Below are 21,528 nucleotides of genomic sequence, written 5' to 3'. Positions count from 1 at the left end.
GGGGCTACTTGGCGCCGCCGCGCACCAGGGTCAGGAAGCGGACCTGCTCGTTGGCGTTGTCCTTGAAGACGCCGCGGAACTGGCTGGTGATGGTCGAGACGCCGGCCTTCTGGACGCCGCGCATCGCCATGCAGAGATGCTCGGCCTCGACCATCACGGCGACGCCGCGGGGCTTGAGGATGCTCTCGATCACGTCGGCGATCTGGGCGGTCATGGTCTCCTGCGTCTGCAGGCGGCGGGCGAAGGTGTCGACCACGCGGGCGAGCTTCGACAGGCCGACCACGCCCCGGGTCGGGTAATAGGCGATGTGGGCAAGGCCCATGAACGGCACCATGTGGTGCTCGCAGTGGGAGTGGAACGGGATGTCGCGCACCAGCACGATGTCCGAGTAGCCCTCCACCTCCTCGAACACGCGCTCCAGCAGCTTCTCGGCGTCGACCGCGTAGCCGCCGAACAGCTGCTCGTAGGCCTTGGTGACCCGGGCCGGGGTGTCGAGCAGGCCCTCGCGGGTCGGGTCGTCGCCGGCCCAGCGCAGGAGGGTGCGCACGGCGGCCTCGGCTTCGGCGCGGCTCGGGCGGCCGGTCTCGATCCCGTCCGGGACGCGGGTCGCGGAGGCCGGCTCGGGCGCCACCTCGACGGGACGGCCCTCATCCACCGGCCGATTGTCATTGCGCATGCCGTTCAGCCCTTGCCCGTCGCCCCCGTTCCGGTCGAAACCCTGGCCGTCACCCTGGTAGGACAAGGATTTGAGCGCGGCATCCATGGCATCTCCGGCCCGCGCTATGCGGGATTTCATCGGGGTGCTGTCGGGCTTGGCGTACATCGTCGGATCGCGTCGGGCGTTCGAGGGAAGATCCCGGGCTCGAAAAGGTTTCAAGCCGGCGCCCCGGGATGGACGAAAGGCCGTGGGAACCACCGTGGCCGTTGGCGCGACCCTGGTCGACGGCCCGCCTCCTCGCGAAGCGGCCGTATGGCGCCTATATCATCGTTCGCGGGGTAACGCGCAATGCGCGATGCACGCGGCAGAGTTCCGATGGGAAGTGTGCCTCCGGCCGAGGACCCGATGCTCGACGACATCTACAACCGCCGTATCCTGGAACTCGCCGCCGACATCCCCCGGCTCGGCCGGCTCGAGAACCCGGACGCGAGTGCCACGGCCCATTCGCGCCTGTGCGGCTCGACCGTGACGGTCGACCTCGTCCTGGGCGAGGACGGCCGGGTCGCGGATTTCGCCCAGGAGGTCCGGGCCTGCGCCCTGGGACAGGCCTCCTCGTCGCTGATGGGCCGGCACGTGGTCGGCGCCAGCGCGGACGAGCTGCGCGGCGTCCGCGCGGCCATGCGGTCGATGCTCAAGGAGAACGGCCCGGCGCCCGGCGGCGCGTGGTCGGACCTCGCGGTGCTCGAGCCGGTGCGAGACTTCAAGGCGCGCCACGCCTCGACGCTCCTGACCTTCGACGCGGTGGTGGACGCCCTCGACCAGATCGCCGCCAAGCGGCAGGCCGCCTGACGGGATGGTCCGGCGCGCCGCCCACTGGGCGATCCGCGGCTACCAGCTCACGCTGTCGGGCCTGATCGGCCGCCAGTGCCGCCACTGGCCGAGCTGCTCCGAGTACACCGACACGGCCATCGCCCGGCACGGGCTCTGGCCCGGCGGCTGGATGGGCTTCGCCCGGATCTGCCGCTGCGGGCCGTTCGGCACCCACGGCATCGACCTCGTCCCCGAGCGCGTGCCGGCGCGGGCGGCGTGGTACCGCCCCTGGGCCTACGGCCGCTGGCGCGGCGTCGAGGCGCCGCCGTCGCCCTTCGCCTGCGAGGCCGTGGGGCAGGAGGCCGACGCGCGGTAGATTTCGTTCCTGCTTTGTTTCACGTGAAACACGTGTGGCGGTCGGGCTGGCGGATCGGAGACCGCGTTTCGGAGATCCCGTGCGCCCGCCCCGCGCTCAACCGGCCTGCCGGTTCGCTGCCAGCTTCTCGGCGAACTCGATCGCCTCGATCAGGCTGCGCTCGTTGGCGACGCCGGTGCCGGCGATGTCGAAGGCGGTGCCGTGATCGACCGAGGTGCGGATGATCGGCAGCCCCAGGGTGATGTTCACCCCCGACAGGTCCATCCACTTGCCCGTGGCCGGGTCGATCTCGAAGCCCAGGAGCTTGACCGGGATGTGTCCCTGGTCGTGGTACATCGCCACCACCGCGTCGTACTGGCCCGCGCGCAGCTTCACGAACACCGTGTCGCCCGGCACCGGGCCGTGCACGTCGAGCCCGTCGGCGTTGGCCGTCTCGATCACCGGCGCGCTGACATCGATGTCCTGGCGCCCGAACAGGCCGCCCTCGCCGGCATGGGGGTTGAGCGCGGCGACCGCGATCTTCGGCCGAGCGAGACCCAGCCCCTTCAGCGCCCTGTCGGTGAGGTCGATGACGAGGCGCAGGCGCTCCGGGGTCAGGCGCTTGGGCACGTCCTCCAGGGCGACGTGGGTCGTGACGTGGGAGACCCGCATGTTGCCGTGGGCCAGCATCATCACCGAGCCGCGCACGCCGGTCAGCTCCGCCAGCATCTCGGTGTGGCCGGCATAGTGGTAGCCGGCCTTGTTGAGCGCCTCCTTGTTGAGGGGCGCGGTGACGATGCCGCCGACCCGGCCGGCCAGGGCGAGGCGAACGCCGGCCTCGATCGCCTTGTAGGCGAAGCGGCCGCCGTCGGCCGAGAGCCGGCCCGGCTCGATCGGCGCGCCTTCCGCGTCGGCCTGGAGGCAGCACAGCGCCGGCCAGTCGCCGTCCTCGGCGACCTCGGGAACGGGATCGGGCAGGAGGCCGAGCGCCCGCTCCGCGCGGCGCAGGGATGGGGCGCTGCCGATGACGACGAGCTTCAGGTCGCCCGCGTCGATCCGGTGCTTCAGCCGGGCGGCGGCCTTGACGATGATCTCCGGGCCGATGCCGGCCGGATCGCCCATGGTGATGGCGAGATGTGAGGTCACGCGTCGCTCCTGCTGCGCGGAAAGCCGTTGCCGTGAAGTAGATCGCGCCAGACGCCCTCTGTTCCGAAGGCGCCGGATTTGGACACGACCGCGAGCCCGTCCCAGCGTCCGCCCCGCAGGGTCGAGCGGGGCAGGCCCGGGGTGATCTGCCCGGTGACGTCGAGGCGCGCGGCGGAGAGCGCGAGGCACAGCGCCTTCAGGGTCTCGCCGCCGGCCACCAGCAGCGTGCCGGGCCGCGGGACGCGGTCGATCACCCGCGCGAAGGTCCCGGCGATCCGCGCGGCGGCCTCCTCCCGGGCGGTGCCCTCGGGCAGCGCGAGGCTCGCCAGGACGACGCCGTCCCGGTCGAGGCGCGCGGCCACCGCGCCGGCATGGTCCGGATGGCGCGCCGACAGGACGAGGTGGTGGGGGCCGCAGGCCGCGAGCTGCGCCGCGGTCTCGGGCCGGTCCGAGCCGAACAGCCCGAGGACCGGGCCGGAGAGCCGGTCGTCGCCCGGCGCCGCAACGCCGCGCGCCAGGGCCGCCGCGAGGCCGCCGCTGCCGCACCAGAGCACCGGTCCGTCGCCGCCGAGATCCGCGACCCGGGCGAGGTCGGCGTCGCTCGCCGCGTCGTAGACGGCGACGCCCGCCACCGGCCCGTCGGACACGTCGGCCCGGTGCGCCGGCAGCCCGACCGCCCGCAGGGCCTCGGCGATGTCGCCGGAGACCGGCTCGAAGCCCGCGCCGCGCCGGGCGAGCTGCCGCCCGCCCTCCGTGCGGCGTCCCTGATACGGGAAGGCCGGCGCCACCACGCAGCGCCCCCAGGTCCCGGTGCGCAGCACAGCCGCGAGTTCGGCCGCCCAGGGGCCGCGCAGTAGGCTGTCGACCTTCTTGAAGGCGATGTCGGCGCCGTCCAGCCGGGGCGCGAGGGCGCCGACGATCCGGTCGGCCTCCGCGGCCGAGACTTCCCGGGTACCGGAATCGATCGCGAGGCATCCGGATCCATCCCCCGCCAGGAGCTCCGGCCACGCCACCGGGATCGCCCCGCACAGGCCGGTGAAGCCCGCGGCCGTGTCGAGGGTGCCGGTCAGATCGTCGGCGATGAGGCGCAGGCGGGTCATGTCGGGCGGATCATGGCGGGAGCCTCGCCGGCCGCGCCCCCGGCCGAGCGCGGCTCGCGTGCTCGTTGTCAGGTTGTCGCGCGGCATACCGACCGGCCGGCGCGGCGGTCAAGCGGGCAGCCTCGCGCCGCGGATCGGCCGCCGCCCGGGCAAGGCCGCCGGGTCAGGGGGAGCCGGACAGGGACGGGGACGTCGCTGACGTCATCCGGGCCGCCGCAGATCGTGCCGGGCCGCGCCCAGGCAGGGATGGGCCCGCGCAGTTGTCACCATGTGCACCGGTCCGGCCGCGCGTTGCGCGGCCTCGTCGAAAGGTTGTAGCAGGCCGCCGGGGGGAAGGCGGGTGCCGGGATCCGGAACGGGCCGGCACCGGAAGGGCGACCCATGCAGATTCCCATCAAGCGCTCCCTGGAGCGCGTGCCCGGCGGCCTGATGGTGGTGCCGCTGTTCCTCGGCGCGATCCTCCACACGCTCTTCCCGGACACCGCGACCTTCTTCGGCTCGTTCACCGGCGCGCTGTTCAACGGCGCCCTGCCGATCCTGGCGGTCTTCTTCGTCTGCATGGGCGCGGGCATCGACTTCCGCGCCGCCCCGGCGATCGCCCGCAAGGGCGGCGTCCTGCTGGCCGCCAAGGTCGGCGTCGCGGCGATCATGGGCGTGGTGTTCGGGCAGATCCTCGGCGAGGCGCCGGTGGTCGGGGGCGCCTTCGCGGGGCTGTCGACGCTGGCGATCGTCGCTGCCATGAACGACACCAACGGCGGGCTCTACCTCGCCCTGATGGGCCAGTTCGGCCGCCCGAAGGATGCGGGCGCCTACGCGATCATGAGCCTCGAATCCGGGCCGTTCCTCACCATGGTGACGCTCGGGCTGGCGGGCCTGTCGGCCTTCCCGTGGCCGACCCTGGTGGGCAGCATCCTGCCGCTGCTGATCGGGATGATCCTCGGCAACCTCGACCGCGACATGCGCGCCTTCCTGTCGGGGGCGGCGCCGGTGATGATCCCGTTCTTCGCCTTCGCCCTCGGCTTCGGGCTCGACCTCGCCAAGATCTGGCAGGCGGGCCTCCTCGGCATCGGCCTCGGCGCGGCGGTGGTGGCGATCACCGGGGCGGCCCTGTTCGTCGCCGACCGCCTCACCGGCGGCAACGGCGTGGCGGGCGTCGCCGCCGCCTCGACGGCCGGCAACGCCGCCGCCGTGCCGGCGATCATCGCCGCAGCCAATCCGGCCTACAAGGAGGCCGCCGGCCCCGCCACCGTGCTGGTGGCGGCAAGCGTGGTGGTCACGGCGCTGCTCGTGCCGCTGCTGACCGCCTTCGTGGCGGGGCGGGTCCGCCCGGACGCGGCCGAGGAGGATCCGGCGCCGGTCCCCAGCCCCGCTCCGACCGCACCCTGACGTCTCGCGCGGTCTAGCTGCGCGTCCCGCGCGACCGGCGGCAACCGAAGTCTCCGAGTCCGGTTGTCCCTCCAGGAAGCGCGGCACGGCCGCGTCTCACGGCGAACCGGAGCGGGCACTGCATGTCGACCGAATCCAGAGGCAAGACGCATATCGACATCTACGACCGCGCCACCCGCGAGGAGTGGGCGCAGCGTTTCGGAGTCAGCGAGGAGAGGCTGCGCAAGGCGGTGACCATGGTCGGGAGCCGGATCACCAGCGTCGCCGCCTATCTCGACAAGCCGGCCGCCTGAGACCGGCGCCATGGAAGTGCCCCCCGATTTCCGTCCGCCTCCGGATCATCCGATGGCGGGGACACCGGCGCACGGATCCGCACTCGGGTCCGAGTCTGGGTCCGAGCCCGCGCCGGGACCCGCGTCCGGGACCGACGCGGCGGCACCGCAGCCTTCGGCGCGGTCGTCCGACACGATCACGTTCGAGCAGATCCGCGAGCGGGCCTACGAGCTCTGGGAGCGCAACCACAGGCCCGAGGGATTCGAGATCGAGTTCTGGCTGCTGGCCGAGCGGGAATTGCGCAAGGAGCGCGATCGCCGGAAGGCCGACGCGGCGCCGGCAGCGCCGCGGTCCGATCCGCCGCCGGCCTGACGGCCTCCGACCTTCGTCCAAGACGGTCCCGGGTCACGGCGGACCCGGGGTCGGATGACCTTCAGGCCTCGATCGCCGCCCGGGCTTCCTTCACCGCCGCCTCGAAGGCGACGAACGCCGTGGTCGCCGAGTCCCAGGTCTGGCTGCGCACGTGGCGGACCAGGGCGGCCGCCTGCTCGCGGGCCTGCGCCAGGGGCTTCTCGATGGCGGCCGGCCGCGTCGCGTCGGCGGGGACCCCCTCCGGCGGCGTGTCTGTCGAGCGCATGCCGACCAGGGTCGCCGCGATGGCGCGCCGCCACGCGGCGCAGTCCGCCGACAGGCGGATCACCCGCTGATCCGCGGCGGTGCCGGTCTGCCGGTCGAGGAGGGTGCGGCCGAGATCCTCGATCCGTCCGAGCTGCGCGAGGGCGTCGCCGATCTCGCGGCGGGCCTTGTCGGTCCCTTCCGCGATGCGGCCGACGTTCTGGGCGATGTCGCCGGTGGCCTGCATCTGCTGGCCGAGGATCTCGGAGGCCTCACGCATCTGCGCCGCGACGTTCGCGACGGCGCCGCTCTCGGCCTCGACGCGGGCATTGGCCCGAACCATCGCGGACGCGCCGGCCTCGACGGCGTTGCGGCTGCGCGTCACGGCGGCCTGCATCGCCGCCATCTCCTCGCGCAGGCCGCTGACCCGCGCCCGGATCTCGTCCGTCGCCTTCGCGGTCTGCGCCGAGAGCGTCTTCACTTCGGCGGCGACCACCGCGAAGCCGCGGCCGGCCTCGCCGGCCCGCGCCGCCTCGATCGTGGCGTTGAGCGCCAGCAGGTTGGTCTGGGCCGAGATCGCCGCGATCGTGCCGGCCATCTCCTCGATCCGCAGCGCCGCGGTGGAGAAGCTGTCGAGCCGGCTGCCGATCTCCTCGGTGCCTTCCTCGATCCCGCGCATGCCGTCGGTGGCGCGATGCAGGTCGCCCACGCAGGTGGCGATGCCGGCCCGGGCCGTCTCGGCCATCTCGGCCGCCGACGAGGAGCGGGCGGCGATCTCACCCGTGGTCGCGGCGAGCTCCTCGCTGGCGGCCGCGATGAGCCGGGCCTGCTCAGCGGTGCCGGAGGCGTCGTGGGTCATCCAGCCGATCGAGGTGCCGGCGTCGGACGCGGAGGCGGACAGGCGCGCCAGGAGAGTCAGCCATTCCCGATCGACGGCCGGCTCCGCGACGGGCGTCGGGGCCGTCTCGACTGGCAAGACCGCCGCCGTCTCGACCGGGGCGGTCGTCGTCACCGGGGTTGCTAGCGCGTCAGGGATCTGACGCTGCCGGCGCAAACTGAACATGCGGGTCTCTCCGACACTCTAATCGGGGCGCATGGTCACACAGAACCTTCAACCAATGGTGAAGGATAGATCAGTCTCTCGACAAGCGTTGCGGGTCATCGGTGCAGCGCAACACGTCTACTTCGAGAAGTTGCGCCCCCTGATAGCGCTCTATCAGGGGGCGCAATGCTTCATTCGCCGGTCAGGGCCGCCTTGGTGCGCGACCACCAGCCGGCGCGCTTCGGCCGGTCCGGATCGGACGGCGGCGTCAGCACGATCGCCACGGGCTCGGGCGCCGGCTCGGCGGGAGCGGCCTCGGGCGAGCCGGCCTCGGCCTGCGCACCGACGGTCGCCCGATCGGCCGCCGGCGCCGCGGACTCGACCGGGGCCACCGGCAGGTCCACCGCGGTTTCGGTCCGGTCCTCGGCGGCCGCGGCCGGCGCCGCCTCGATCGCCTCGGCCACAGCCTGGGCGCTCACCGGCTCCTCCGCCGACAGGGCGACGACATCGCCCGCGGCTTCCGGCGCGTCGTCCGTCTCGGACGCCTCGCGGGTGCGGCCCTCGCTGCGACCGCGGCCGCCCCGGCGCCCGCGGCGGCGGCGACGGCCGCCCTCGTCCTCGGACCGCGCCGCCTCGTCCGAACCCGCGACGGCCTCGTCGGCCTCGCCGGCCTCCGCGGCGACGGCCGCAGCGGGAGCCTCGGTCCCGGCCGGCTGCGCGCCGTCCCAGTCCCCATCGCTCCGTTCCGCGTCCGAACGGGCGTCGTCGCGGCCGTCGTCCTGCTGGTCGTCCTGATCGTCGTCGCCGCGATCGTCCTCGGCGCGCCCGTCCTCGCCGCGGCCCTCCTGGCGACCGCCGCGCCGGCGGCGGCGACGGCGGCGGCGGCGGCCCTCGCCCTCCTCGCGCGACCCGTCCTCGCGGGCCTCGGCGCGGCCCTCGTCGGCCTCGCCCTCGGCGTCGGTCTCGGTCTCAGTCTCGGTCTCGGTCTCGGCCTCGTCGGCCTCCTCGTCCTCGTCGTCGAACTCCATCGCGGGCGAGATCGCCTGGGCGCGCACGCCCGTGACCGGGCCCTCCGCCCGCTGGGCCGGCTCACCGCGGTCGAGCTGGAACGGTGTGGTCGCCGCCAGCCGCTCGTCGGCCGCGATCGTGATCGTCACGCCGAAGCGCACCTCGAGCTCGCGCAGGTGTCCGCGCTTCTGGTTGAGGATGTAGAGCGCGATCTCGGTGCGGGTGCGCAGGACGAGGTTGTGGGAGGCCGACTTGAGCAGCACCTCCTCGATCGAGCGCAGGATGTGCAGCGCCACCGACGCGGTGGCGCGCACGAAGCCCGAGCCGCCGCAATGGGCGCAGGGGATCGAGGAGGATTCGAGCACGCCGGTGCGGATCCGCTGGCGGCTCATCTCCAGGAGGCCGAAGGGCGAGATCCGGCCGACCTGGATGCGGGCGCGGTCGTTCTTCAGGCACTCGTTGAGCTTCTTCTCGACGGCGCGGTTGTTCCGCTTCTCCTCCATGTCGATGAAGTCGATGACGATCAGGCCCGCGAGGTCGCGCAGCCGGAGCTGGCGGGCGACCTCCTCGGCGGCCTCCAGGTTCGTCTTGAGGGCGGTGTCCTCGATGTCGTGCTCGCGGGTGGCGCGGCCGGAGTTCACGTCGATCGAGACCAGGGCCTCGGTCGGGTTGATCACGAGGTAGCCGCCGGACTTCAGCGAGACGTGCGTGGAGAACATCGCGTCGAGCTGCTGCTCGACGCCGAAGCGGGCAAAGATCGGCGTCGAGTCGCGGTAGGGCTTCACGACCTTGGACTGGCCGGGCATCAGCATCCGCATGAAGTCCTTGGCCTCGCGGTAGGCGTCCTCGCCGGCGACCAGAACCTCGTCCAGATCCTTGTTGTAGAGGTCGCGGATGGCGCGCTTGATCAGCGAGCCCTCCTCGTAGACGAGGGCCGGCGCCATCGACGTCAGGGTCAGCTCGCGGACCGACTCCCACAGGCGCATCAGGTACTCGAAGTCGCGGGCGATCTCGGGCTTGGACCGCGAGGCGCCGGCGGTGCGCAGGATGACGCCCATCCCCTCGGGCACCTCCAGGTCCTGCACGACCTCCTTCAGGCGCTTGCGGTCGGCCGCCGAGGTGATCTTGCGGGAGATGCCGCCGCCCCGGCCGGTGTTGGGCATCAGCACCGAGTAGCGGCCGGCGAGCGACAGATAGGTCGTGAGCGCCGCGCCCTTCGTGCCGCGCTCCTCCTTGACCACCTGCACCAGGATGATCTGGCGGCGCTTGATCACCTCCTGGATCTTGTACTGGCGGCGGTAGTGGCGCGGACGCTCGGGGATCTCGGCCAGCGCGTCGCCGTTGCCGCCGACCTGGGCGATCTTGGGCTCGGCGTCGGGATCGTCGGACTCCTCATCGGACTCCTCGTCCGAGTCGTCATCCTCGTCGGACTCGTCCTCGTCGTCCTCCGACTCGTCCTCATCCTCGTCGTCGTCGGATTCCTCGTCGTCCTCCTCGGAGGCCTCGTCCAACGCTTCGGCCGACGGGTCGGCGGCGGTCGGCGCGGTCTCCTCGGCCTCGCTCGCCCCAGCCTCGCTCTCCTCCGTCACGATCGCGTGCGCGGCGGTCTCGTCCGGCGCGTCGGACACGGTCAGCGCCTCCGCCACGGCGATGCGGGCCTCCGGCTCGGAGGGGGCGTCCTCGGACGGGGCGGAGGCGGCGGCGACCGGCTCCGACGCGGCGGGGGCCGCCTGCGCCTCGACCGGCGCGGTCTGGGGCTCGGCGGCCTGCGCCGGCTCACCCTCCGGGAGGTCGCCGGCGGCGGCCTCGGAGGCGAGGGCCTCCTGCACGGCCTCGGGGTTCTCGGACAGCGTGTCGGGCTGGACGGCCGGGTCGATCCCCGACTCGTTCCGGATCTCGGCCTGATCCTCGCTCTCGGACGCCGCGTGCGTGTCCTCGGCGCTCACGGTCTCGTCGGCGCCGCGGGCGCGGGCCTCGGCACGGCGGCCGCGGGACCGGCGCGACGACGACCGGCGACGGCGCTCCTCGCGCTCGCGGTGCTCCTCGGCGTCGCGGGCCTCCTCTTCGAGGAGTGCCTGCCGGTCGGCCAGCGGGATCTGGTAGTAGTCGGGATGGATCTCGTTGAAGGCCAGGAAGCCGTGGCGGTTGCCGCCGTACTCGACGAACGCCGCCTGGAGCGACGGCTCCACCCGGGTGACCTTGGCGAGGTAGATGTTGCCGCGCAGCTGGCGCCGGTTGGCGGCTTCGAAGTCGAACTCCTCGACCCTAGACCCGTGGACCGTGACGACCCGGGTCTCCTCCGGGTGCATCGCGTCGATCAGCATTTTGTTGGCCATGTCGGACTCTCGGCATGGCGGCCGACGTCGTTCTCCGTGCCCGTGGTCCCGGCGGCGCCTCGCCCGACGTCAATGCTGTCGGGCGGGATGCCGGCCTCGTCGCCGAGGCGGATGGGTTCGAGGGGAAATTGCCGTCAACCGCCGTTCGGCGCCCTGGGCGCCTGGGGTTGAAACAGGCCGGGCGGACGGACGGACCGGCGTGACGCACCGTTTGCGCCTCCGGGGCACGCGCAGCCTTATGCTGGGCCGTGCGTCCGTCCATCGTGGTCCCGACCTCGCGAAACAATCTCGGCCGGCGGGGGACCGGCCGTGAATTCCTGGGTGCGGCGGAGGATCTCCGCCGCGTCGTGCGACACCTGCCCGATCGCGGGCGGCACATGCCGCCGCCAAGCGGACCGACAGGGCCCGCCGCGACACCGCGACCGCTTTCGCGAGGAATTCGGTCACGTCCGCGGGCCGTTGCGGCGACCGGCGGGACCGGAGAGGGGTCGACATCATTACAGACCGCTGCGCGGATTTGGCAAGGGTCAACGTGAATAGATGTCACGGGCCTGTCACGGTGAACGCGGCGCCACGCGACAGGCGTGTGCCTACTCCGCCGCTTCGAGCCGCGGCGTCACCCCGGCGAGCGCCGCGGGCTTCGGGCCGCCGGTCGCCCAGTCGAGCAGCTCGACCGTGTGGACGATCGGGATGCCGGTGCCCTTCCCGATCTGCGTGGCGCAGCCGATGTTGCCGGTGGCGATCACGTCGGGGCGCACGCGCTCGATGTTGGCGACCTTCCGGGCGCGCAGCTTCGCGGCCAGCTCCGGCTGCAGGATGTTGTAGGTCCCCGCCGAGCCGCAGCAGATGTGGCCCTCGGGCACGTCCTTCACGGTGAAGCCCGCGCGCTTCAGCAGCGTCTTGGGCTCGAGGCGGATGCCCTGGCCGTGCTGCATCGAGCAGGCCGAGTGATAGGCCACGACGAGGTCGGTCTCGGCCACGGGGGCCAGGTCGAGCAGGGCGAGGTACTCGGTCACGTCCTTGGCCAGGCTCGAGACCCGCAGCGCCTTCTCGGCGTAGGCCGGGTCGTCGCGGAACATGAAGCCGTAATCCTTGATGGTCGTGCCGCAGCCCGAGGCCGTGACCAGGATCGCGTCGAGGCCCTCGGCGATCTCGGCGTCCCAGGCGTCGATCGCCTGCCTGGCGTGGGCGTGGGCCGATTCCTCCTTGCCCATGTGGTGGGTCAGCGCCCCGCAGCAGCCCTCGTTCGCGTGCACCACCTCGATCCCGTGCCGGTTGAGCAGCCGGATCGCGGCGGCGTTGAAGTCCGGCCGCAGGACGCTCTGGGCGCAGCCCCGCAGGAGGGCGACGCGCCGGGCGGGCGTCCCGGCCGCCTGACCGCCCGCCGGCGGGAACCGGCCGGCCCGGTTCGTCGGCTCGCGGGGCGGCGCCCCGGCCGGCGCGAGGTCGAGCATGGCCGCGAGGCGGTTGCCGACCCGCGGCAGCCGGGCCACCAGCCCCCGGAACGGCGCGCCGAGCTTGGCGGCGGTGAGCGCGAGGCGGAAGCGGCCCGGATAGGGCAGGACCTGGGCGAGCAGCGCCCGCAGGAACCGGTCGCCGGCGGGGCGCGCGTAGGTCTCCTCGATATGCGCCCGGGCGTGGTCGACGAGGTGCATGTAGTGCACCCCCGACGGGCAGGTGGTCATGCAGGACAGGCACGAGAGGCAGCGGTCGACGTGCTTGACCACTTCCTGCGAGGCCGGCTTGCCGCCCTCCAGCATGTCCTTGATCAGGTAGATCCGCCCGCGCGGGGAATCGAGCTCGTCCCCGAGCAGCAGGTAGGTCGGGCAGGTCGCCGTGCAGAAGCCGCAATGCACGCAGGTCCGCAGGATTTTCTCCGACGCCGCCATGGCGGGATCGGCGAGCTGGGCGGGAGCGAAGTTGGTCTGCACGGGTCGCGTCCTCGGCGCCACGGCTCCCCACGCTCGGGGAGGGGCGGGATCTGAAGCTTCAGAGTCCGGCGTACATCCGGCCGGGATTGAGCACCCCGGCGGGGTCGTGCGCCGCCTTGATGCCGGCGGTGAGCCGCATCAGCGGCTCGGCCAGCGGCTCGAACACCGGCACGGCGGCGCGCACGGCGTCGGGGGCCCGCACCAGCGTGGCGTGGCCGCCCTGAGCCCCCACCGCCCGGCGCACCGTCGCGGCGCCTGCATCGCCCGCCGCGCCGGTGGCGAGCCAGATCAGGCCGCCGCCCCAGTCGAAGAACCAGCGCGCGTCGCGCTCGGCCGCGACCGCCGCCGCCAGGGCCGGCCCGCGTGTCGGCGCGGTGGAGATCCGCCACAGGGCGGCCTCCCGCGGCTCGGCGAGCGGCGCCGCGTCGCGCACCGTCCGCCACAGGGCGGCGCCGGCCTCGCCGTCGATGATCTCGGGCTGGCCGTAGCGCTTCAGCAGGCGCCGCAGCTCGCCCGTGCGGTAGTCGATGGAGTCGGAGAAACCCTCGAGGCGCATCAGGGTCCGCGCCTCCGGGGCGCCGATCCCCGCCGGCAGGTGCGCGGCGCCCGTGAGCTCGAAGGGCGAGCCCAGCGCCTCCGACAGGGCGGTCACTGCCCGCGTGTCGTCCAGGCCGGAGAAGACCAGGGTCGCCACCCGCTCGCAGGTCGGCAGCACCTTGAAGGTGACCTCGGTGAGCAGGCCCAGCGTGCCGTGGGCGCCGGCCATCAGCTTCACGAGGTCGAGGCCGGTGACGTTCTTCATCACCCGGCCGCCCGACTTGATCGCCTCGCCGCGCCCGTTGACGAAGCGCACGCCGATCAGGCTGTCCCGGGCGGCGCCGGCATTGATCCGCCGGGGGCCGGCATTGTTGATCGCCGCCACGGCCCCGAGGGTCGGCTCGCCGGCGGTGCCGTACAGGCCGCGCAGGTCCATCGGCTCGAAGGGCAGCATCTGGCCGCGGGAGGCGAGCAGCGCCTCGACCTCGGCGAGCGGCGTCCCGGCCCGGGCCGCCACCACCATCTCGGCGGGCTCGTAGAGCGTGACGCCGGTGAGCGCCTGCGCGGAGAGCGTCGCGCTGTCCTGTGCGGGCCGGCCGAGCCCCGCGGCGGTGCCGCCGCCGGCGAGGCGCAGGCCCTCGCCGCGCCCGGCGGCCGCCCGCACGATCTCCCCGGCCTCCGCCTCGGTGCCGGGCTCGTAGACGCCCATCGTTCCCGTCCCGGTCCTGTTTGTATCCATTCCAGGACGGGTGTCGCCGGATCCGGCGGCGGATTCAAGCGCAGGCGGAGTCGCGGGGTTTCAGCGGCGGGATTTCCACTGCGCCGCCTTCGCGTGAGCCTACTCCGCCGCCACGGTCCGCGCCGGGCGCAGGCGCGCCAGGACCTGACGGCGCAGGCCGGCGATGTCGAAGATCCAGACCAGGGCGCCGTAGAGAACCATCCCGGACGGGACCAGCACGGCCAGGGCGGTGGCGGGCGGCAGCTGCCGGAAGGGGGCGAGGGCGAGCCCCATCGCCGCGCAGGCGAGCGCGGCGACGCCGATCTCGCCCCAGGGCAGCGCGATGCGCCCCGGGCCGGTGAGGGCGCGCCAGCCGAGCCACGTTCCGGCGGCGGCGAGGCCCGCGGTCTGCGCCACCGCGACGCCGAGCCCGCCCATCCGGTCCGGGAGGACCAGCAGGCCGGCGCCGTTCACCGCGAGGCCGACCAGGGCAGCGGCGACCACCGGCAGAGTCTTGCGGCGGATCTGGAAGACCGGGTTGAGGGCGTAGAACATCATCGCGAGGCAGAACAGGCCCGGCATCAGCACGGTGCTGTAGGTCTCGAACGGCCCGCGATAGGCGTCCGGCACCACCAGCCCCTGGAGGGCCGGCAGCACCGCCCAGAAGCCGACCGCGCAGGGCGCCAGCAGGGCGAACACGGTGCCGGCATTGGCGGCGACCTGCGCCTCTGCGGCGGCGCGGCCGCTCTGCTCCTCGGCCTGCACGGCGAACTGGAACAGCAGCAGGTCGAGGGCGGTGCCCAGCGTCATCAGCGAGCGCGAGGTGACGTCGGCCGCCAGGGCGAAGTAGCCGGCCTCGGCGAAGCCGGCATGGCCCGCGATGGCGCCGCGATTGACGAAGGCGAGGCACTGGTAGGCGGTGTTGGCGGCGATCAGCGGCAGGCCGTAGCGCGCGAAGACCCGCCAGGTCGTCGACAGGCGCGGCCGCTCGAGGGGCGTGCGCGGGTCGCGCAGGGGGTGGCGCAGCACCGCCACCGCGAGGAGCTGGCTGAGCCCCGCCGCCGCCAGCACCCAGGCCGGCTGGGGCAGCCACCACGCCGCCGCGGCCATCATAGCGAAGGACAGGACGTTCTTCACCGCCACGAGGCCGAGATAGAGCTTGCCGTCGAACCGCGCCCGGGCGAGGGCCGCGTGGTAGTCGAACACGCCGATGCCCAGGGCCGCGAGGCCGGTCCCGCACAGGACCGCCTCGCGCCCGTCGGCGCCGCCGGCGAAGCCGAAGGCCCCGCACAGGGCCGCGGCGGCCAGGAGCAGCGCGCCGATGCGCAGGTAGGCCCGGTCGAGCCCGTGGCGGATCCACGGCTCGTCGACGCGCACGCGCCCCGAGTAGAACCGCGTCGCCGACAGGCGCAGCCACTCGAACAGCACCGTGTTCAGCACGATGGCGCCGGTGGTCGCGAGGGCGAACCGGCCGAAATCCGCCGGCCCCAGCAGCTTGGCGATCAGCAGGCCGAGGACGAAGTTGAGCCCCGCATTGATGACGAAGGCGACGATCACGGCCATGGACGGCGACTCATGCGCGGCGGGATTGCCCCCGCCCGTTGCGTACGCTGTAGCGCGCGAGCCGTAAGACTCCCCTAAACGGGCGAGATCGGGGCGGAGACCCGCGCGGCTCCCGGCACCGTTCGGTCACGCGGCCCGGACGGTGTCGAGGAAGCGCGCGACCTCGGCCGCGAGCGTCTCGGACTGGCGCGACAGCGCGGACGCCGCCGCGAGCACCGCGTTGGCCGCCCGGCCGGTCTCCTCGGCGGCCCCGGCGACGCCGAGGATCGTGCGGGTCACCGCGCCGGTGCCGACGGCCGCCTCCCCGATGTTGCGGACGATCTCCCGGGTGGCCGATCCCTGCTCCTCCACCGCCGCCGCGATCGCGCTCGCCACGCCGCTGATCTCCTGGATCCGCCCCGTGATCGCGCCGATCGCCGCGACGGCCCCGCCGGTCACGCCCTGGATGCCGGCGATCTGGCCCGCGATCTCCTCGGTCGCCCGGGCGGTCTGCGCGGCCAGGGCCTTCACCTCGCCGGCGACGACCGCGAAGCCATGACCCGCCTCGCCGGCCCGGGCGGCCTCGATCGTGGCGTTCAGCGCCAGCAAGTTGGTCTGCCCGGCGATCGCCGCGATCAGCCCGATCACGTCGCCGATCCGCGCGACCGCGTCGCTCAGGTCCCGGACCATCGCGCCGGTCTGCCCCGCTTCCGCGACGGCCCCCTGGGCGAGCCGGGTCGATCCCTCGACCTGCCGGCCGATCTCCTCCACGGAGGCGCCGAGCTCCTCGGCCGCAGCCGCCACGGTGCCGACGTTGGTGGCGGCCTCCTCGGCGGCAGTCGCCACGGTGCTGGACTGGCTGGCGGTCTCGGTCGCGGTGGCCGTCATGGTCTGGGCCGTGCCCTGCAGCGCGGTGGCCGCGTCCGAGACCTGGGCGATGACGCCGCCGACCGTCCGCTCGAAGCGCTCGGCCATCGCCCGCAGGTCGGACCGGCGCCGTGCCTCCGCCGCCTGACGCGCCTCGGCGGCCTCGGATTCGAGCTGGCGGCCGCGGATGAGGTTGTCCTTGAACACCTGGACGGCCCGCGCCATGGCGCCGATCTCGTTGCGGTAGGTGCGCGCCGGGACCGTGACGGAGGCGTCCCCGTCGGCCAGCGCGCCCATCGTGGCGGTCAGCACCCGGAGCGGGCGCAGCACGCCGCCGAACAGGGTCCACAGGCCGAGGGCCACCAGTAGGATCACCGCCAGCAGCGCCGCCCCGCTGCGCGCGACGTCGCCCCGCGCGTCCTCGGCGAGGGCCTCGGCGCGCGCCACCATCGCGTCGAGGGCCGCGTCGCAGAGGGCCACGAGGGAGCGCTGGTTCACCGTGTTGCGGTCGCGCAGCTCCGCGAAGGTGTGGCGCGGGGGCGCGTGCGTGCTGAGCGCGTCGAAGACCGCCCGCGCGATGGCCTCGGTGTCGCCCTCGAAATTGGCGGCCTTCGCCCGCTCGTACGCGGCCCGCACCGTCTCCGAGACGTCGACCGCGGCCTCGGTGGTGCGGCGCCACGCGGACAGAAGCTCGGTCCGCTCCGCCGCCGCCGCGACCGTCTCGGGCAGGGACCACGCCGCGCCGGCGACCAGCGAGGCCTGTACCCGGACCGCGACGTTGCCGCTGGCGACGCGCGTCTCCCAAGCCGCCTGCTTGAGGGCGAGATAGCGCTGCAGCACCGGATCGGACCGGGGAATGGCCGCGTCGACCGCCTTCAGCGTGGCCGTCAGCGCCTCGAGCAGGTCCTGGAAGGCGGCCATCGCGGCGTCCCGCAGCGCCGGGTCACGCCGGGCCAGCGGCAGCCCGAGGGCCGCGTCGATGCGGGGACGCAGGTCCGCCATCGCCGCCTGCGCGGTGCTCAGGCGCTCGAGCGTCGCGCTGACCGCCGGCTCTGCCAGATCGCCCAGGCTGCGCCGGGCCCGGCCGTAATGGTCGGTCAGCGCCTGCCGGCTCCCCGCGATGGTCGACAGGGTCTTCGCGTCCGCCGGCGCCTCACTCCCGAGGGCGAGGGTCGATCCGCGCTCGAGCCGCAGCGGCAGGATCGTCCGGAGGAGGCCCTGGCTCGCCTGCGTCAGGGTCAGGGCTCTCGCGGCGCCCGCCGCCCGCGCCCGCGCGTCGACGAGTGTCCGCACCGCGTTGCCCAGCGCCATGCAGGCCATGATGACGATCACCAGGCACAGCAAAGTCCGGATCGAGAAGCGTCCCAGCCAGCGAGTCATCGGTGAGATCTCATGTCCCGCGATGCTCTGTCTTAGAACGTAAGGTTTTGTCAGGCAATCGACCGAAATTATTCGACAGAAATACGGATTTATAAGTCGACGATGGACCGAATTGTGAAGTAATATGAGACAAATACCGGAATTGGCGAGGATTGTCGGGAATTGGACCGCATTCTCGGGTGACGATATCGGCGCGGTCGCCGGCCGCGCGGCGGGCTTGTGCCGGTCCGTGGCGCGGCGCGAGGGACCAGGTATCCTGCGGGCGCACTCCCGAAGAGCCGCAGGTTCAGCGCTGTCGGCCTGCCGGTGCCCCCGCGATGACGGAGTGTGGCGCGAGGACGCGCCTGGCCGGATCTCGCTATCGCCGGGACGGTGTGCGGGCCAGCCGGCGGTTGGGCGGTGGTCCGCGCGGCAGTCCGCGCGGCGCCTAAAGCGCGCGCTCGTAGCGCCACGCCTCCATCCCGTCCTCGTAATAGTCCGGCCGCACGGCGAAGCGGGTGTAGCCCCGGCGCTCGTAGAGGCGGATGCCGGCGCCGTTGTCGGCGCGCACCTCCAGCCGGAGCCGGTCGCAGCCCTCGGCGCGGGCGCGGGCCTCCGCGGCGTCGAGGAGACGGCCGCCGAGGCCGAGGCCGCCGCGATTCGGCGCCACCGCGATCGAGGCCAGCCGGGCGATCCGGCTGCCGCGCCGCCGCTCCAGCACCGCGGCGCCGACGAGCACCGGAACGGGATCCCGGTCCGGCGGGTCGATCAGGGCCGCCAGCACGTCCATGGAGGGCGAGCGGATCGCGTGGCGGATCGCCCGGCGCTCGGCCCGGTCGGTGGCGAAGGCGGCGTGCTCCAGGGCGACGAGGGCGTCGAGATCGGCGAGCGTGGCGGTGCGAACCGTCGGCTCGGGGAGCCCGTCGCCGACCGGGCTGCGCAAGGGGGCGCTCATGACCGGGCGCTCACAGGGAGGCGCTCACGCCCGCGCCGTCGCGGTGAATCTGGTCGGCCCGGCCATCGCTCGCTCGCCTGAGTACTCTGCCCCGTCTGGTCAGATGCCCGCTTCCGCCCCGCTTGGGAAGCCCGCACGGCCCCGTCGAAGCGGTCGGGGCGCGTCGTCGATGCGTCGTTTTTGCAACGGAGCGCGCGGGGTGTGGATTGCGGGCGGAAAAGCGGGCGTTCCGGGGCGGTTTCCCCTTGTCGCGCGGGTCCCGTCTCCGTATATGCGCCGTGCCCAATTTCGCACGTGCCTGTGGCCGCGTGTCGGTTGGTGGGCATCCGGTCAACTGCCGGACAGCCGCCAGGGGTCTTAAAGGATCGATGGTCGCAAGGGTGGATCCCTACGGCCGGCATCCAGGTGGCAACACCGGACCCCGACAACAACCGGCAGCCGGAGGCGAAACCGGCGAACCCCGCTCTCCACGGGGGACGCAGCTTAAAGCAACGACGAACGGGCTTTTTTGGTCTCGTCGGCCCTCCACAGGCCGGCACCGAAGAGGCTTGTTTCTCTTTGCCCGGCGTGCGGTGGGGGTCCTCCCTTCCAATCCACGGCAGCTTCCGGGTGCTCTGCGCCCGCTCCGACGCACGCGTCTCCAAAGCGCGTGGGTCCGCGCGACGCATCGCCCCCTGACGCCGGCGGCCCGTTCGGGCCGTCATCTTCGACAGCGCGCCCCGCGTAGGGCGCTCGCGAACCCGTGCCGGGAGACGACCATGACCGACCGCATCCGTGACTACCTGCGCGTGCGCCGCGACCTCGGTCAGGACGAGGGCCCCGTGATGGTCCTCGACCTCGACGTCGTGCGCGACAACTACACCGCCTTCGCGCGCTCCCTGCCGGACACCCGCGTGTTCTACGCCGTGAAGGCGAACCCGGCCCCCGAGGTGCTGCGCCTGCTCGCCGAGATGGGCTCCTGCTTCGACACCGCCTCCGTCGCCGAGATGGAGATGGTGCTGGCCGCCGGCGCCACCGCCGACCGGATCTCCTTCGGCAACACCATCAAGAAGGAGCGCTGCATCGGCCGCGCCCTCAAGCTCGGCATCCGCCTGTTCGCGGTCGACTGCCAGGCCGAGGTCGAGAAGATCGCCCGCGCCGCCGACGCGCTGGGTGTGCCGGCGGGCGAGGTGCGGGTGTTCTGCCGCATCCTGTGCGACGGCGCGGGCGCCGACTGGCCGCTCTCCCGCAAGTTCGGCTGCGTGCCCGAGATGGCCGCGGACGTGCTGGAGCACGCCCACCGCCAGGGGCTCGAGGCCTACGGCATCTCGTTCCACGTCGGCTCGCAGCAGGGCAACACCGAGGCCTGGGACGGGGCGCTCGGCTCCGCGGCGGCGATCTTCCGCGAGTGCGCGGAGCGCGGCATCGGCTTGTCGATGGTCAATCTCGGCGGCGGCTTCCCGACCAAGTACCTCAAGGCGGTGCCGGGCGTGGAGAGCTACGGCGAGGCGATCTTCCGGGGCCTGACCAAGCATTTCGGCAACCAGATCCCCGAGACGATCATCGAGCCGGGCCGCGGCATGGTCGGCAATGCCGGCCTGATCGAGGCCGAGGTCGTGCTCGTGTCGAAGAAGTCCGCCGAGGCCGACGAGGTCCGATGGGTCTACCTCGACATCGGCAAGTTCGGGGGGCTCGCCGAGACCATGGACGAGGCGATCCGCTACCCGATCCGCACTGCGCGGGACGGGGAGGCGACCGAGCCCTGCGTCATCGCCGGCCCGACCTGCGACTCGGTGGACGTGCTCTACGAGCGGCAGCTCTACCCGCTGCCGGTCTCGCTCTCGATCGGCGACAAGGTGCTGATCGAGGGCGCGGGCGCCTACACCACGACCTACGCGGCGGTGGCCTTCAACGGATTCCCGCCCCTTCAGCAGATCGTCATCTGATCCTTCCTAGGATCAGGACGGGTTCCGGCTGAGGGACGCAGGCTCATCCGTCCTCGCGAGGGGAGCGAAGCGATCCAGGGACGCGCGACGCCTTCCGACGTTTCGCTGCTCTGGGTCACGTCGCTTCGCTCGTGATGACGGGGAGGGCGACCCGGCCGGACGCTGACGTCCACCACCGCGTCGACCGAGGGCGTCCGGCTCTCGGTCACAGACAATCGCTTCTCCCGCTCGCCGGCCCGGGGAGGGCACAGCCATGATCGAGATCCGCGCGGAGCATCTCCACGACGTCCCGGCGCGCGAGCGCCTGCTCGACGCGTGCTTTCCCGGCAATCGACGCGCCAAGACCTCGGAGCGCCTGCGCGAGGGCCGCCTGCCGGCCCGCGGCCTCGCCTTCGCGGCGACCCGGGCGGGACGGCTCGTCGGCACCCTGCGGCTGTGGCACGTCGAGGCCGGGCTCGCCCGCCCGGCGCTGCTGCTCGGCCCGCTCGCCGTCGATCCGGCGATCCAGGGTCAGGGGCTCGGCTCGGTGATGATGCAGGCGGCCCTCGGCCGGGCGGAATCCCTCGGCCACGGCGCCGTGCTGCTGGTCGGCGACGCGCCCTACTACGCGCGCTTCGGCTTCGACCGGGCGCTCGCGGAGGGCCTGACCCTGCCGGGGCCGTTCGAGCGCGCGCGCTTCCTCGGCCTCGAGCTCCGCGCGGGCGCGCTGGCGGGCGCCGAGGGGATGGTCCGGGCGACCGGCGTGCCGGCGCCGGTGGGCGCGGTGGCCAACGAGGCGGGGGTGGCGCGACGACGCGCCGCCTGAACGGGGCTTCGGCGCTCCGCCGATCTGAGGCGACGAACCGTCTTCGCGAGCGGAGCGAAGCGAGCCTGGGTCGCGCCCCGCTCAATGACGTCGCGCTGCCATGGATCGCTTCGCTGCGCTCGCGATGACGGCGTGCAGAGCCGGTATGCTCCGTGGGGCG

General features: G+C 73.3%; 17 protein-coding genes. 7 read left to right on the top strand and 10 right to left on the bottom strand.

Annotated features, from left to right (window positions below; genetic code table 11):
- Positions 1–4 precede the first annotated feature (4 nt).
- Complete coding sequence (gene folE, locus ACX9MN_RS24060; protein WP_482959834.1) at positions 5–676, bottom strand: GTP cyclohydrolase I FolE; 672 nt, start codon at positions 674–676, stop codon at positions 5–7.
- A gap of 387 nt (positions 677–1,063) precedes the next feature.
- Here folE and ACX9MN_RS24055 point away from each other — a divergent pair, with 387 nt between their 5' ends.
- Together ACX9MN_RS24055 and yidD are read left to right on the top strand one after the other, a co-directional pair.
- On the top strand, positions 1,064–1,507 hold the full coding sequence (locus ACX9MN_RS24055) for an iron-sulfur cluster assembly scaffold protein (protein ID WP_020091160.1): 444 nt from the start codon (positions 1,064–1,066) through the stop codon (positions 1,505–1,507).
- Between the two features lie 4 nt (positions 1,508–1,511).
- Positions 1,512–1,844 (top strand): membrane protein insertion efficiency factor YidD, encoded by a 333-nt coding sequence (yidD, locus tag ACX9MN_RS24050; protein WP_091928072.1) that lies wholly within the window; start codon positions 1,512–1,514, stop codon positions 1,842–1,844.
- Positions 1,845–1,940: 96 nt separating this feature from the next.
- Here yidD and pdxA read toward each other — a convergent pair whose 3' ends face one another.
- Both pdxA and ACX9MN_RS24040 read right to left on the bottom strand, forming a co-directional pair.
- The gene (gene pdxA, locus ACX9MN_RS24045) at positions 1,941–2,969 is read right to left on the bottom strand and encodes a 4-hydroxythreonine-4-phosphate dehydrogenase PdxA (protein ID WP_489725645.1); all 1,029 of its coding nucleotides are present in this window, start codon (positions 2,967–2,969) and stop codon (positions 1,941–1,943) included.
- Entirely contained in the window at positions 2,966–4,069 is a 1,104-nt protein-coding gene (locus tag ACX9MN_RS24040) for a four-carbon acid sugar kinase family protein (RefSeq protein ID WP_489725644.1), read from the bottom strand. Before ACX9MN_RS24040 ends, pdxA begins: the two co-directional genes overlap by 4 nt.
- A gap of 381 nt (positions 4,070–4,450) precedes the next feature.
- Between ACX9MN_RS24040 and ACX9MN_RS24035 the strand changes: the two genes are divergently transcribed.
- From ACX9MN_RS24035 to ACX9MN_RS24025, 3 genes are all read left to right on the top strand, one after another.
- Positions 4,451–5,455, top strand: a complete 1,005-nt coding sequence (locus tag ACX9MN_RS24035) for a 2-keto-3-deoxygluconate permease (RefSeq protein WP_489725643.1) — start codon at positions 4,451–4,453, stop codon at positions 5,453–5,455.
- 122 nt (positions 5,456–5,577) lie between these two features.
- Entirely contained in the window at positions 5,578–5,748 is a 171-nt protein-coding gene (locus tag ACX9MN_RS24030; protein ID WP_020091155.1) for a DUF3606 domain-containing protein, read from the top strand.
- 52 nt (positions 5,749–5,800) lie between these two features.
- A complete protein-coding gene (locus tag ACX9MN_RS24025; RefSeq protein ID WP_020091154.1) occupies positions 5,801–6,100 on the top strand; it encodes a DUF2934 domain-containing protein in 300 nt (99 codons plus the stop codon).
- A gap of 61 nt (positions 6,101–6,161) precedes the next feature.
- On the opposite strand, the gene ACX9MN_RS24020 is transcribed toward ACX9MN_RS24025, so the two are convergent.
- The 7 genes from ACX9MN_RS24020 to ACX9MN_RS23990 all read right to left on the bottom strand — a co-directional run bounded on the left by ACX9MN_RS24020 (position 6,162) and on the right by ACX9MN_RS23990 (position 18,638).
- Complete coding sequence (locus tag ACX9MN_RS24020) at positions 6,162–7,406, bottom strand: methyl-accepting chemotaxis protein (RefSeq protein WP_489725642.1); 1,245 nt, start codon at positions 7,404–7,406, stop codon at positions 6,162–6,164.
- Between the two features lie 170 nt (positions 7,407–7,576).
- Positions 7,577–10,729: an Rne/Rng family ribonuclease gene (locus tag ACX9MN_RS24015; protein WP_489725641.1), complete on the bottom strand. Its 3,153-nt coding sequence runs from the start codon at positions 10,727–10,729 to the stop codon at positions 7,577–7,579.
- A 590-nt stretch (positions 10,730–11,319) separates the two neighbouring features.
- Positions 11,320–12,660 (bottom strand): glycolate oxidase subunit GlcF, encoded by a 1,341-nt coding sequence (gene glcF, locus ACX9MN_RS24010; RefSeq protein ID WP_489725640.1) that lies wholly within the window; start codon positions 12,658–12,660, stop codon positions 11,320–11,322.
- A 58-nt stretch (positions 12,661–12,718) separates the two neighbouring features.
- Complete coding sequence (locus ACX9MN_RS24005) at positions 12,719–13,906, bottom strand: FAD-binding protein (protein WP_489725639.1); 1,188 nt, start codon at positions 13,904–13,906, stop codon at positions 12,719–12,721.
- A gap of 129 nt (positions 13,907–14,035) precedes the next feature.
- On the bottom strand, positions 14,036–15,478 hold the full coding sequence (locus ACX9MN_RS24000; RefSeq protein WP_091980360.1) for a polysaccharide biosynthesis C-terminal domain-containing protein: 1,443 nt from the start codon (positions 15,476–15,478) through the stop codon (positions 14,036–14,038).
- A 126-nt stretch (positions 15,479–15,604) separates the two neighbouring features.
- A complete protein-coding gene (locus tag ACX9MN_RS23995; protein WP_489725638.1) occupies positions 15,605–17,704 on the bottom strand; it encodes a methyl-accepting chemotaxis protein in 2,100 nt (699 codons plus the stop codon).
- A 427-nt stretch (positions 17,705–18,131) separates the two neighbouring features.
- Complete coding sequence (locus ACX9MN_RS23990) at positions 18,132–18,638, bottom strand: GNAT family N-acetyltransferase (protein ID WP_489725637.1); 507 nt, start codon at positions 18,636–18,638, stop codon at positions 18,132–18,134.
- A gap of 758 nt (positions 18,639–19,396) precedes the next feature.
- On the opposite strand from ACX9MN_RS23990, the gene ACX9MN_RS23985 reads away from it, so the two are divergent.
- Positions 19,397–20,563: a type III PLP-dependent enzyme gene (locus tag ACX9MN_RS23985; protein ID WP_100251523.1), complete on the top strand. Its 1,167-nt coding sequence runs from the start codon at positions 19,397–19,399 to the stop codon at positions 20,561–20,563.
- A 253-nt stretch (positions 20,564–20,816) separates the two neighbouring features.
- On the top strand, positions 20,817–21,368 hold the full coding sequence (locus ACX9MN_RS23980) for a GNAT family N-acetyltransferase (RefSeq protein WP_091928083.1): 552 nt from the start codon (positions 20,817–20,819) through the stop codon (positions 21,366–21,368).
- The last annotated feature ends 160 nt before the right edge of the window (positions 21,369–21,528 follow it).

The sequence above is a fragment of the Methylobacterium sp. 1A genome, assembly GCF_058072805.1.
The sequence above is the reverse complement of the archived record's forward strand: the minus strand, read 5'-3'. Positions and strand labels throughout refer to the sequence as shown.